17 protein-coding genes are annotated in these 13059 nt (G+C 42.9%); 16 read left to right on the top strand and 1 reads right to left on the bottom strand.

Annotated features, from left to right (window positions below; genetic code table 11):
- Nucleotides 1–104: 104 nt before the first annotated feature.
- The 9 genes from ELR57_RS21870 to ELR57_RS21830 all read left to right on the top strand — a co-directional run bounded on the left by ELR57_RS21870 (nt 105) and on the right by ELR57_RS21830 (nt 6167).
- On the top strand, nt 105–824 hold the full coding sequence (locus tag ELR57_RS21870; RefSeq protein WP_126961220.1) for a hypothetical protein: 720 nt from the start codon (nt 105–107) through the stop codon (nt 822–824).
- 244 nt (nt 825–1068) lie between these two features.
- Nucleotides 1069–1446 carry a hypothetical protein gene (locus ELR57_RS21865; RefSeq protein WP_126961219.1) on the top strand — a complete coding sequence of 126 codons (378 nt, stop codon included), beginning with the start codon at nt 1069–1071 and terminating at the stop codon, nt 1444–1446.
- Between the two features lie 2 nt (nt 1447–1448).
- Nucleotides 1449–1742, top strand: coding sequence for a hypothetical protein (locus ELR57_RS21860; protein WP_126961218.1), 294 nt, complete (start codon nt 1449–1451; stop codon nt 1740–1742).
- A 17-nt stretch (nt 1743–1759) separates the two neighbouring features.
- A complete protein-coding gene (locus ELR57_RS21855) occupies nt 1760–2248 on the top strand; it encodes a hypothetical protein (RefSeq protein ID WP_126961217.1) in 489 nt (162 codons plus the stop codon).
- A 72-nt stretch (nt 2249–2320) separates the two neighbouring features.
- Nucleotides 2321–3184: a hypothetical protein gene (locus tag ELR57_RS21850; protein WP_126961216.1), complete on the top strand. Its 864-nt coding sequence runs from the start codon at nt 2321–2323 to the stop codon at nt 3182–3184.
- Nucleotides 3185–3213: 29 nt separating this feature from the next.
- Nucleotides 3214–4152: a S16 family serine protease gene (locus ELR57_RS21845; RefSeq protein ID WP_126961215.1), complete on the top strand. Its 939-nt coding sequence runs from the start codon at nt 3214–3216 to the stop codon at nt 4150–4152.
- A gap of 1130 nt (nt 4153–5282) precedes the next feature.
- Nucleotides 5283–5618, top strand: a complete 336-nt coding sequence (locus ELR57_RS21840) for a hypothetical protein (protein ID WP_126961214.1) — start codon at nt 5283–5285, stop codon at nt 5616–5618.
- A complete protein-coding gene (locus tag ELR57_RS21835; protein WP_126961213.1) occupies nt 5609–5878 on the top strand; it encodes a hypothetical protein in 270 nt (89 codons plus the stop codon). Before ELR57_RS21840 ends, ELR57_RS21835 begins: the two co-directional genes overlap by 10 nt.
- Before the next feature lie 22 nt (nt 5879–5900).
- Entirely contained in the window at nt 5901–6167 is a 267-nt protein-coding gene (locus tag ELR57_RS21830; RefSeq protein ID WP_126961212.1) for a hypothetical protein, read from the top strand.
- Between the two features lie 399 nt (nt 6168–6566).
- On the opposite strand, the gene ELR57_RS21825 is transcribed toward ELR57_RS21830, so the two are convergent.
- Nucleotides 6567–7595, bottom strand: coding sequence for a tyrosine-type recombinase/integrase (locus ELR57_RS21825; RefSeq protein ID WP_126961211.1), 1029 nt, complete (start codon nt 7593–7595; stop codon nt 6567–6569).
- Nucleotides 7596–7830: 235 nt separating this feature from the next.
- On the opposite strand from ELR57_RS21825, the gene ELR57_RS21820 reads away from it, so the two are divergent.
- The 7 genes from ELR57_RS21820 to ELR57_RS21785 form a co-directional block, all read left to right on the top strand.
- On the top strand, nt 7831–8133 hold the full coding sequence (locus tag ELR57_RS21820; protein WP_126961210.1) for a type II toxin-antitoxin system RelE family toxin: 303 nt from the start codon (nt 7831–7833) through the stop codon (nt 8131–8133).
- 41 nt (nt 8134–8174) lie between these two features.
- Complete coding sequence (locus ELR57_RS21815; RefSeq protein WP_126961209.1) at nt 8175–8816, top strand: thermonuclease family protein; 642 nt, start codon at nt 8175–8177, stop codon at nt 8814–8816.
- Between the two features lie 21 nt (nt 8817–8837).
- Nucleotides 8838–9485 carry a stalk domain-containing protein gene (locus ELR57_RS21810; RefSeq protein WP_126961208.1) on the top strand — a complete coding sequence of 216 codons (648 nt, stop codon included), beginning with the start codon at nt 8838–8840 and terminating at the stop codon, nt 9483–9485.
- A gap of 55 nt (nt 9486–9540) precedes the next feature.
- Entirely contained in the window at nt 9541–10299 is a 759-nt protein-coding gene (locus ELR57_RS21805; RefSeq protein ID WP_126961207.1) for a hypothetical protein, read from the top strand.
- A 348-nt stretch (nt 10300–10647) separates the two neighbouring features.
- A complete protein-coding gene (locus tag ELR57_RS21800; RefSeq protein WP_126961206.1) occupies nt 10648–10917 on the top strand; it encodes a hypothetical protein in 270 nt (89 codons plus the stop codon).
- A gap of 571 nt (nt 10918–11488) precedes the next feature.
- Complete coding sequence (locus ELR57_RS21790) at nt 11489–12025, top strand: NYN domain-containing protein (protein WP_126961205.1); 537 nt, start codon at nt 11489–11491, stop codon at nt 12023–12025.
- 118 nt (nt 12026–12143) lie between these two features.
- Nucleotides 12144–13059: helix-turn-helix domain-containing protein (locus tag ELR57_RS21785; RefSeq protein ID WP_148125558.1), on the top strand; the 916-nt coding region annotated here is incomplete at its 3' end.

Raw genomic sequence — 13059 nt, 5'->3', positions numbered from 1 at the left:
CGTTTCTAGCCGAAAGGTTAAAACGGACAGAATATTCCACAAGGAATAAGCCATCTAGTAGGGCTTTTTATGTTTATATACAACTTTCTGGAGGAGGAGATAGCATGTTTTATATTCTGCTATGTTCCATTGCGATGTCATTACTACTGTTGGTGGCATGGCTAAAAGCGAAGGCTGATAATTCCTTTTTGGAAGGGAAAGCAGCAGACTTTCTTGATAGGGAGAGACGCTGGATGAAGGAAGTTGAGATGCTAAAAGCGCAGCTCGTACAATTTCCTTCTAACTCGTATCAACCCTATGTTCCAAAGGCAGCCGTAACAGTTCCCGCTGCATCCAAAAGGGATGAATGGGTTCCTCCTTCCGAAGCTGAACCGGAATATCACTTCCAAGCTTATGAGGGTGACCCAAGGGAAATGCAGACAACCGAGCTTGGAAACGTCACGATGGCGTTTCTTCAAAAGATCGGTGTTAATCTCGATCAGATGGACGAGCCTACGCAACAGGTTGCTCCAGAAGACGAGATGGCCAGCCTTGAGCAAACCATTATGTTTGAGGAGAGTGAATTCGCCACACTCTCAACATCTTCGTTGAACCACGCCGGGATCCATTATTGGGAAGGGAGCATCGAGCAGAAGTTCAGCGATGATTTCGCCTTAATTTCGAATGGTTCTTATCATTATCATTTGACCCATGAGAAGCTGTCGGCATTCCAAAAGGGCGATAAGGTATGCCTGCAAGTGCTAGTGAGTCAGTCAGAAAATGCAAGCAATAGGGATGTTTTGATGGTATGGGCTGCTGAAAATCCAGCAGTCATATCAGCATAACTCCAAGGGGTTGTCGGGACTAATTACCCGACAACCCGAAATTATGGTTCCGCGAACCTATTCCAAAATCCCTGAAAAATACGTCAGAATTAAGCAGATTCTGTAATATAAATAGAACTTTATTCCTGAAAGTCCTTGACATGTTCCAAACATAACCATAATATAATAAATGTTACTTTTTATTAAAAAACGATTTTGAATAGTATTATTGATTTACGATATTTAATCAAAGAGGGGTGTAATTATGCTACAGGCAGAATACATTGACAACACAATTTCCATCGTCAAGGAAATTATTAGAACCGAGTGCCCATTCATTACACTCAGTGGGGAGGGGTATAAGGGGACGATCATCCTTCATTTTTATCCGAAGTATGATCTGCCGCGAGTGGAGCGGGTTACATCCGAGCGGCCGCGTTATGACGATAAAGGGCGAGTATTTCTAGACAACTCGAAGGCAGAACTTGATGAGGACAACTTCATGTTTGCACTGGATATCATCGAGACCAAACTTTATCAGAAGCCTCCGGTTGCCGGCAGCATTTTCTTCCACTTCGATAACGGCCTTATCGTTGACATCGAGACGAAGAGCTCGTTGATGCATAGTGACCTAAGGAGATGAACTTGCTGATGTATCTGGCGGATAAGAGTATCGAACCTAATGCGGGTGACGATTGGTTGTCACTCCCATCTGATGGGCATATCGAGTCCTGGTTGATGAACATCCTAAGTATTCTTCAAAAGTACGGCGTGATTTGCACCGTTGTCTGCGTCATTATGTTTTTCTTCTTTTATCGCCTTGCGAAAATCAGAAAGAACATGGTGTTTGCGAAGTTCTGGATGCTTACCTCTTGGGGAATGATACTGCTCACGATACTCTTTATTACCCTGCCTTACATCGTACTTAGCTTCTATTAACGGAAGGTGAATAAATTATGGCAATTGTCTATCAATTTCCATGTAAAACGCGCCGTTTGGATATCCGAGACCTTTTCTCTAATGAAGAGGTAGAGCAATATTATACATATTTCATAAATAGCGACGACTGGCAGAGGGATGTAAAATCCCGTACCCTTTACGAGGGATACCCGGCAATGAAGCCATGTAACCCGATCCGGGATGATATGGTGTGGTACGTAAATGAGGAAGCGGGATTCGGCACTTGGATCATCAATAAGAGCGCGCTTTCCATTCAAGAGAATGAAGAACGGGTTTGGGGATGGAGTCCTTTTGTCCGAAAATCGACTGCACCGATTCATGAACCTTTGAACTTGACGCAAAAAGAGATGCGACATCACCTGGCGTGGATCGTTGATGAAGAAGGCTATGGACAATATGGTCTAGTCACGAATACCGGTGAGCAATGGGTTCCACATCCTAGACCCAGTGGTTGGAGAGATCATAATGCAGCTTTAGGCAATTAGTGTACAGTCTCAACATGAGCTGCTATCACAATTGCCTTTTTTATTTTAGATGAGATTGGAGGAATAGAGTTTATGCGAACGGCCTTACTTCCAAATGGCGCCCTGGTGCATGCATCTGAGTATGATCCGACATTACATGGTTATGAGATTTATTGTCTTGATAAGTCCTGTCGGGCGCCGCTAATCTTTGTACCTAAAGGGGATACGGCATCATCCCACTTTAAGACAACCGGGAAAAGTGAAGATTCGAAGCATTCCGCTACATGTGGATTCTACCAGCCTCTAGATATTGTAGATTCGATTGAGAAGGTCGCTGAATACCAGAAGGATATTCTGCAGGCGCATAGCATCAAAAAGACCGTCATTTCGTTAAACATGCGTCGGTTAGATCCGGAATATGAACCCAAGAAAACCGATCGAGAACAGCAGCAACAAGAAGAAGCGGATCCAGATAAGGTGAAAACCAAAGAGAAGAACGAGAATCCAAACTCCATTAGTTCCTTGAAGAGCGTTGTGCAGCTAATGGTTCAGTATGAGCCGGATCTATTATCAACCATCTATTTCAATATTGGCGGTGGCCGGAAACTTCCTCTTTCCAATATCGTTCTTAGTCAAGAGCGTGCCCATCAACTACTTTGGGAAGATCAGTCGATGCGTGATGTTGGGTATTTTGTATACGGCCGGATAGCTGAAGTCATGCGTCGGGAAAAAGTAATGTACATCAAACTTGAAAGAGTAAATGATGTTCCCTTCACGATCGTCATTTTCGAGAAATACTTTAAGTATTTTAAACTGTCGGAAGCGGAGTTGAAGGGGAAGGATGTACTGATTTACGGAGTGCTTCGTAAGAATGACTACCAGGACAGGAAGACAACGGAAATCGTCATAAAGAGTGATAAGTATATAGAGTTCTTAAAGCGAAAAAGAAGTAATTAGAATAAACAGATGAAATAAGGAGAAATGGCATGTTTGATTTCATTCATGATCCACTCGCGACAATATATCTCGTCTTGGCCATAGCTCTGATCCCGGTGATCTTTATCATCATACGGCATCCAAGTATCCTTATACGGCGATCAAGGAAGAAGGCAAAGGTTAGATGGGATGTTATTTCCTTGGTTGTTGTTGAAGTTGCGCTTATCTACCTGTTTATTGTTCGCGGATATTCCTATTATCAAGTGGTCTTAACGGGGGGAACGTTTTCTGATTCTGTATTCATCAGTTCGAAGTATGCGAATCAACGAGAGGGTCATTTCCATTCCCTTTATACCCAGAGCAGCGCGGGACTCAAGGAACCATATAAAGGCTTGTACCGGGTTTATGAAAAAGAGAAGGCGGTAGCAGCATTTAGAGAGAAGAAGATCCCATTTTCTAACGATACCCTCAAGGATGAGTATGATTTTTCTCATGCCTATGCTGAACCCGCAACGCTTAGTTTACGTGCTCCTATTTCAGCGAGCCAGTCGAATGTGCTTTCTAATAAAGCGCTATTTCAACAGTCTGAACAGAATTCTGTTGTTGTTGCAGAAAGGCTACTGGGGAGGAAGCTTCCGGAGGATGTGCTCGAAACGAATACTTCATCTTACGCGGGCAATTCCGCCGGCATGATGCTCACCTTGGAGCTCGTCCAACAATTCGGAGATGTCGATCTTTTGAAAGGTTACTCGGTTTGTGGTACGGGAACGATTGAGGAAAACGGGGAGATCGGATCTATTGGAAGTCTGCGTATGAAGTTAATCTCTGCAGAGCGGGAACACTTTGATTATTGCATTGTGGCACAGGATAATTATAGGGCTGCCTTAGGATATTTAAAGGAGGAACAATTAAGCATTAAATTAATCCCCGTCTCCAATATCCAGGAAGCCCTAACCTTTTTGAACGCGCTTCCGGTTCATGAATCATAGACAATTATTTGATTCGAAATAGAATAGGCTTTCCACTTGGGTCAAAGATCTGTATGTCAACGATATCAGATTGCTTTATGTAATGAAGACTTTCCTTTTCTTCAGACTCTCGTGTAATTAGAACGAGTTGGGGTTCGCTATCTTCCCTTTTCCAAACTCGAAAGAATGATCCAATGATCGTGGTCTCATCAATGAGCAATATATGAATTTGTTGACCTTCTTTAATTAAGTTCTGATTTCGCTCGAATAGTTCATCAATATGCAGGGATCTCACCTCTAAAGGGGATACTATTTGTACTAAGCTATATCTTATCACGAAATTCTAAGTGTTAAATAGAAACCTGATGAGTGTGTAAATTTTAATGTGCTTACCCAGCTGAAAGCGGGTAGAGCTTGATTACGAAGCATGAAGCCCTATGGGTGGATATTTCCGTCATAAGAATGCTGCTGTATTGCATTTTTATCACATGAGATTCCACTCAGGGCTTCTTTGTGTTATATGACGTTCCTTCATGTGCGGACCGGGTTGAGAACGAACAGTGCTTGTAGCTCTGCTTGGTTTCCACTCAAGCTCCGCCGGCAATGCCCGACGAGGTCTGCAAGATCGCATCTTCGACATCCACGTTCCATCGGTTTCACTACAAACCCAAGAATGGGGGCTTCTTATGAAAGGTCTTATTTTACTATCAGTTCTCATAATCTTTCTGCTTCTCAGCTGGCATTTAGAGAAAGAGCATAAGCGGAAATGAATGTAGAAACGATTACGTCTGCAGGCAAATGATCGAAAGAGATAGCGAGTAGATTTTGTATTTGCTATAATTAAATCGTATAATTTCCTATTGCTCACTGAACTTGCTAATCTGCAAGCAGCTAGAGCTTGATCACGAAGACGAGAAGCCCTATCGGGTGGAATGATTTATACGGTATTTCTATTTCCGTATGATGATATCCATTTGGTTGGGCTTTTTTTTTCGTCTAACAAGATTTGGGGATCATAGAGAGGAGGAGAAGACAGGGGAATAAAAACCACATTTCGCGCTTGAGGCACTCTATCAGAGTGTCTTTTTTGTGGTCATGTTAATGGTTCAAATGAGGATGGGAAATTAGGAGTAGGCTAAGGAGGAGTATCTATGAGATTTGCAGTTGTTGATGCAGAGGGTAAAGTTCGAGTCATTTTTGAGAAGCAAATTGATGCAGTGGCCACAAAGACATACTTAGTAGGATCGAGCGTCCGCCCCATCTTAACGATCGATGAATGGTTAGCGACGTCGACAGACTATCGAGGTTTCTTACAAGGGTTTCCTTCAATTCTCTATCTGGATAGTGAATCCGGAGGGACTGTTCTTGGTCACGTATACCTTATTCCGTCGTGGGATAGTTATCAGACCTGGTCATCTATGAGGTATATCGACCTTCTTGAGAAAGAAGGATTCGAAAGCTGGAGAGGAAGGATTCAATGTTCATGACAGCATGCAGGATATCAGGTAAGTCGATTTGGACGCAGCTGATTAAGGCCCTTAATTGTGCTTGGTTAAATGTTTCCAGGCAAAAGGGGGCGCGTGAACCCTTTCATGACGAGTATGAGAGGACTGAATTGACGCATGAGGAGATGGAAGAGATCCAGTATGAGCTATGGCTTAAGGATCTTGAAAAAGAACGTGCTGAGATGGCTAAGTATGCTGACGATGACACGTTTGAGGATCTTATGCTGGATTATCTCTCGTGACTTTGAATTTTGGAGGAAACATATGGCGCTCAAGTCGATAGAGAGGACTACAACGCAGAGTTTCGAGGAGGATGAAATTGATATGAACAGTCATGATCGAGTGCGCCTTAAGAAGGTTGTCGACAAGCTCGAGAAGTCGGTTGCTGAGATGGACGTCGCAATTTTGTATCTTTCTTCAGCGAGGAAACCGAATCATCAGGACCTGAAAGATATGCATTTCGCGAGGGATCATATCGAGCATAGCAAGGTTATCCTAACAGGCTGCCTGGATCGGTCTGATGAATTGTGAGGCAAGGAGAATGGCAAAAGGATACAAGGTTAAGGCGAAGCATAAATCGGGCTTCAATATAAACCGTACGATTAGCGAAGAGGAGTTCGCAAATCTTCAACGTTCCGAGGTATTCAAGATTATCAGCTCAGAGGAAGTTCTGGACTTTAAAGAACCAGGAATAAGATTATCGACACATCCAGGTTTCCAAGCACTTCTAAAGCGAATTGACGCTTAAGGAGGAGGCGGGCGATAAAGACGGTCTTAGACTGGTAGCGAACGCGACCAAGCGGGAAGCCCTTGTGCGAGCGCGAACGATCGATCTCTTTGGATTCCACTTGCCAGATGTCGCAAATGAAGCAGCGTAACCCGGCTACAAGTGCTCAAACAAAGAACCGGACCCCTAATGGGGACCGGTTCTCAACTGATGAAGTTTCGTCCAACTTTCAAGGCGGCATGGTTTTCGCGCTGTCTGTTTTTCAGTAAGTACCCCTTAGTTGTAATAATACTGGAATGTCCAAGCGCATCTCTCACACTATCGATACTAGAACCAGCATGATCGAGTCGAGCTGCATAATAGTGCCGGCAGGTGTGAGGTGTAATTGGATCTTTACGGTGCTTAACGAGCGGCAGCTCCGTCTCTAATATTTTCTCTTTAAACGCGTTTGACAAATACTTTGAATTATAGGCACGGCCGTTACCCTTCGGAAAGAATGGGGAGGGACTCCCGCGATCAAGTTCACCACCTAAGCCGCGTCGTTTTCGAAATTCAAATAGGACAGGCATTAGGTCATCGAAAAGCAGTACCGATCGCAACTTGTTTCCTTTACCTATGACATCCAAAAAGTGATAACCGGCACGTGGTTCATAATAGACGTTTTTCCATTCAGCGCTGGCCAGCTCGTTTATTCGCAGGCCGCTGCTAAGCAAAATGAACAGCAATGCATACATGAAAAAATCGGTTGACCTAAAATGCTCGAGCAGTGTTTCAACTTCATTTTCATATAGATCGCGATTCACAAGTTCGTCTGCAGGCTGCGCGACTTTCTTCATTAATCTTGTTAGGTCCGCATTGACTGCGTTCTTTTGGTAGATGTACCGAAGGAATTGCTTTACAACCGTCGTTCTTCTACGAAAGGAGGTGTTTGCGTAGCGAGAAGAGAGGTTGTCCTGATAAATTAGCATATCTTCCGGCGCCAGCTGCCGAATGCCTCCAAGTCCCGCGGCGAATTGAAGGAAGTCTAACAAATCACGGAGGTATTCCGATTTTGTTCCTTCGGATCTCACTTTTCCGTAGGTTGGTTCATCGTGAAGGAATACATATACCAGGAGTTGATCCGGAATACTCAACCAATCGGTGTTTTGAAAATGTTCATTGGATATCGCAGCGTACAGTTTTTTATCCAACCAGCTGAATTGTTCCTGAAGCTGGAGTTGTTGAATCAACATGATAACCACTCCTTCGATTCGTAGCGATTAAAGAATGGAATCTATTAATCAATATGATAGCTTAATGATTTGATATTGAATATAGAAAAATTGATAATTTGTATAGTTTAAATACAAAAACGAAATATATAAATTAGACTAACTACATTCCGATATTTACAATGGAAATATATGGTGCTATAATTTTGGCATTAAAGTATTAACGCTGTAATGCAAAGAATAGGGGATGAGATAGATGTATGATATTAAATTTGCATCGAAACGAGTTGAGAAGGAGATGAAGAGTTTCTCTAAGGATGAAATCAAAATGATTGAAGAGGCGATGAACATCTTATCTAAGAATCCACGGCCGGCAAACCTGGATTTTGGTTCTGTTAATCGTTGTACAGACGTTAAGCGCATCAAGGCGAAGCGTCTTAGGGTGTTTTATATGATTGATGATAAGAATGCAGTTGTGCAGATTGGTAAGATTGAAAACCGTGACTCTCATTGTTATGGGAAGGACCCACGTACCTGGTTCCAGTCTCGAGTCTGTTAGTTAGTCCTCCGCAGTATCAGGGAAAAAGGAGATATATATTAATGAAGCGATTTTTGGGACTTGTTGTATTTGCAATCGTGTTTCTGCTTTTATCCGGTTGCGCTACTGAATATGCTTCGACAAACTCGCAAATCGATACATCAGCAAAAGACTTCCTAGTTAGTAAGAGTTCAACGATCAGTCCAACGCAAGATGAGGACACTACCAGTCCGGTAAAAAGTCTAATAGCAGCGAAAGTTACTAAGGTTATTGACGGTGACACGATGAAGGTCAGGATCAATGGCTCTAAAAATATAGAAACAATTCGGCTTCTATTGGTAGACACTCCGGAGACGGTCGATCCAGATATCGCATATCCGCAGCCATATGGCAAAGAGGCTTCCGATTTTGCTAAGTCCACTCTGTCGGGACAAGACGTAAACATAGAACTTGATGTCTCAGAGCGAGACAAATATGGAAGATTACTATGTTACTTATACGTCGGAGATAAATTGTTTAACGAGATGTTATTGGAACAAGGGCTGGCTAGAGTCGCATATGTCTTTCAACCAAACACAAAGTATGTTGATCAGTTTCTGGCCATACAAGCCATTGCCCAGAGTAGTGGACTTGGGATATGGAGTGTAGAAAATTACGCTCAAGCTGATGGGTTTCATCCTGAAGTAATGACTATTGAAGAATAATAATTATTGGAGGAATTATCATTGAATAAGAAAATTGCGGCTCTGATTTTTGTCTTTTCACTCGTTTTCTCATCGTCTGCAGGCGTTCTCGCAGGAACAAAGCTGACTGAAATAAAGGCTTACTTGAATGGTGATATCAAGTTCGAGGTAAATGGTGAAGCGTGGACGCCAAAGGACGCATCGGGCAAGACCATATTGCCTATAACATATGAAGGAATAACGTACATTCCTTTGCGTGCAGCGGCTAGTGCATTATCCACGGATATCAACTATAACTCCACTCAAAAGAAAATCAGCATCGGCTCAGAAACGAAAAATAAAGAATCAACCCCATCTTCTGCTAACAGTACTGATATGAGTGATATTGAAAAGGTCATCAACTACTTCTCGCAAAATGGATTCATAGTAGGGGAAACCTCTGAAAAGTACTATCAACTTGTTGGAGCCAAAGATGGTCTGGCTGTTGAGATTAATGGCCAAAAAATAGAACTATATCAGTACGACCCAAGTCAGTTGTCCATTGTTAAGGATAAAATAATTCCATCTAACAAAAATCCAGAAGATTTTCCTATGTTGTTGAATGGAGAGATCCTGCTAGCATTCCCAGAACCCACTATCCATCCTGATAAAGAAATGATTGTCGCATTCTTTAAAGAATTAAAGCTGTAGATCTCAAGTCATAAGCTCTGTTAGAGACAAAAAAGACTACGGAAGAAGGGTTCGTTTGAATAACTCATATCAATGCAGCGCTGCAGAATGGGAGTTTGCTAGGTATCACTCGATGATCGGGGGGCATAAGCGAGGCTATAAAAGCACTTCCTGGCTAGGCTGTCTTCTCGTTATTCTAATCCCGTTCGCCATGATTATCCTCTACTACGTCCTGCAAGTCGCCATCGTAACGGATAATAATGATCTTGCCTCTAAAATTGGGTGGATAAAAAATTCGGCAATCACAGTCGGCATTGTCATCGGTCTCTTCTATCTTCTGCGGTCGCGCGTAAAGACGTCAAACGTCGCACGCCAATCGCAGTCGGGAGAGGTTATCGATTGGATTGTCCTCGATGATGAAGGAATTACGCTCAACATCTATCATAACTTGACTCCGGACATTGCTCCCAAGATACTTTGGACGGACATTAAATTACTATCCGTGGACATCACCAAGGATCTGACCCGCTATTCTTCCGCACACAAGAAATTTTATCGCAAGATGCAAGATTTCGACCGGATCAGATCTAGGCTTCCGGAGTTTAAGGAACCGGCTGCCGTTGAATACTTCGACCGCTTCACTCTGCTGATCAACATCTATAAGCGTCAAGCGTCACGAGTCGGAATGATCGCACAGCTGCCGCGGAGCTGGATCACGGATGGTACGATGGCTGAGTTGCTTCAGGAGATCGAGTCCCGCAGCTCGTTGTCGGCAGAGCCCTATGATGAAGAGTCTGAACACTATTACTACAAATGGCTGGAACATATCAAATAAAGCCATTGCCGAAAATCCAAGAATATTGACGATAATAGCCGCAGCTATAGCGCGGCTTTTATTGATGTCCGAATCGGTCATGATATAATGGAATTGTTGGGAGTAAATAACATTACGAGTGTATTGGACCGGATAATGGGCACCGATGAGGCCGCCTTACTGTGGAATATATCCCAAGATCATGTTAAACGGCTGTGTCGTGATGGTGTTGTGAAAGCGCGGCTTATCGGCAAGACATGGATTCTGGAACGTGAGCAGCCGAATCCAAGCCAACCTGAACATCCTAGAAACTGGAGGCATAGAAGGATGGACGAGCTGAAGAGGATTAATGAATAGGAGAGGGTAATTGTGACTTTCGATCGATATGACCCATTTGGGTTTCCTGATCTGAATGATGAAGAGTTCAAAGCTATCTTCCTCGAGTTCCAGCTGCGAGTTGGCTTTGATGTAATCTCGTTTTTGTCAAATCACAAGAACCTCATTGAAGCCGGCGCGCCGAAAGAGGAGCTTGATAAGATGACATTTAAAGAAATTCAAAGATGTTTTTTGAATCGTATCGAGGAAATTAAAAATGAATATAAGCCAGTAAAGATACAAGAGGGTAAGACGTTGAAATGATTGAAACTCTGGCTGTGTCGTCACGAGAGGCCAATCATTGGGCTACTGTCGGAGATACGAGACTTTATGAATCATATTGAATTGGGGGTGGGGAACGTCGTTATAGTTGATTATCGTACTTTTCCGGCCTCATACACTGTACTGCGAGGCGCGACTGTCACACACATTTTTGTTTGCAGCTCGCCGAAAGATCGTAATACAGATAACTTAATTGAAGGACACTACCTATGCGACGAGCGTAATTACTTCAAATCATATAACATACCAGAAACCCGCCTGACCTGCAAAAAGTGCATTAAGTTTTATGATGAGGCTCTAACGGGAAAGATCGAGGACAGATACAAATCAAAGTATGTCTAAAGCGGATCAGGCTTAGAGACTTTGGTATCAAAATGAATATCAAGAGTACATCGTAAGAAAGTGGTCATTTCTATAAGCATTATAAGGACGTAGCGCTTCAACAGCAGATATTTAATCATTCTGCCCCGACATCACCATGAGATACATAGGAACCAACCAGGACATAATAGATTAAGCAATAAGCGGTTTTCACTTATAGGGAGGGATTTTTGTGGCTTTGCTTCTATATGTTGATAATTCGAATACTTGGATAGAAGGAAAACGTGTAAGTGCTGTCAGCAAAGGAATGGCATTAAGTATTTATGATGCCATGAATGCCCGCATATTAGATAACGATTATCGAATCGACTTTGGAAAACTCTATACTTTCCTTGCGGGTAGTGAGACGCCTAAAGTAGCTGAGCTATTTGGATCCAGGCCGCCAGAAAACGACTCTATTTGGGATACAGCACGTCGAGTAGGATTTACGGTAAGATTAACTGATCGTAATTTCGCTAATAAGGAAAAGAAAGTAGATACCGGTATTGTCGCGAGAATGATGAAAGATGCATATAAGACATGTAATAAGGAAGAAGATACAATTATTCTTGTCGCTGGCGATAAGGATTTCGTACCAGCTGTTGAAGAGCTATTAAGTGATGGCTATAAGGTTAAAGTAGCTTTTTGGAATCATGCAGCTAGCGAGTTACATTCTTCCGGAACCGCCTTTATTAACTTAGATCCGCATCTCTCTTCTTTGAAATACTAAATTCACTATGAATGGGCCGCGATCGCTACGGAATAGCAATTGGTTAATGAACACGGTCTGTATAATTAGTTGAAAATCAAACACATTCTGAGTACATGGCCTTGTTCTGGAGGATCATATGAGCTTCTTTACGAAAAGACGGAAACAATACGGTTTTACAATAGATGATCTTGCTGGGTTGCTTAATTGGAGTGAAGATCACCTTAGAGCGATCGATGAGGGGAACAGGCGTCCCACGGCCAATGAGGCAGCGGAATTGGCTAAGCTACTTGGTGGCCAGGCAGATGATTATCGGGATCAACCGAATCTCGATGAGCAGAGAATTTTGAATATTCTTAAAGAACATGGCCAACTGCCATACTTCGGGAAGTATGATGGCGTTTTTGAACAAGCCTTTACCTGGTTAATTAATGACCTTTGGAAGCTCGCTAAGCACGAGGGCAATTATGTGAAGAGAAGGGTCGATCATTGGTCTGGAGACCCAGAAGCCATGTATAACGAGATACGTGAGAGATTCTTAGCTACCATGCTCAATGAGCAAATCGACGATGAGTTTCATAAAGAAAGATTCCCTTTCACGGTTTATGATAACGGTCCCATGACAGCGTGGGTGCAGATTTTTCGTCCCAATGAAGTAGCCGATGGAAAATTGACGGTCGTATTCGATTCCATCTCAGGTGGAGGCGTCATAAATTGTGCAGAAGAATTTATCTCGGCCTTTTGCAAATCATATTTAGTTCCGGCCGGTCTCATTCTCGAGCACAGAAGAAAGCCAAGATATGAGCTTGCTAGATTCCTTCATCTGGATCCAACAGATCCTACGGATCGAAAGAAGCGTTATACCGAAATCTATATGACTGCAGGTGGAGCAGGCTTTCGAACGGGCAACTTGGAGCTCTTAGAAACAAGGAAAGTCACTCGGAGAGTCTATCGACATTCCATTCGTGCTAGAGACTTTCCTCATCCGTTCAAAGGACCTTACGGAGCTGATGATAGGTGCGATGATGACAAGATAGGGGGTTGTCTCTTATACA

The organism is Cohnella sp. AR92 (genome assembly GCF_003990975.1).
Lineage (GTDB): Bacteria > Bacillota > Bacilli > Paenibacillales > Paenibacillaceae > Cohnella.
This window is presented reverse-complemented; position numbering and strand designations above follow the sequence as displayed.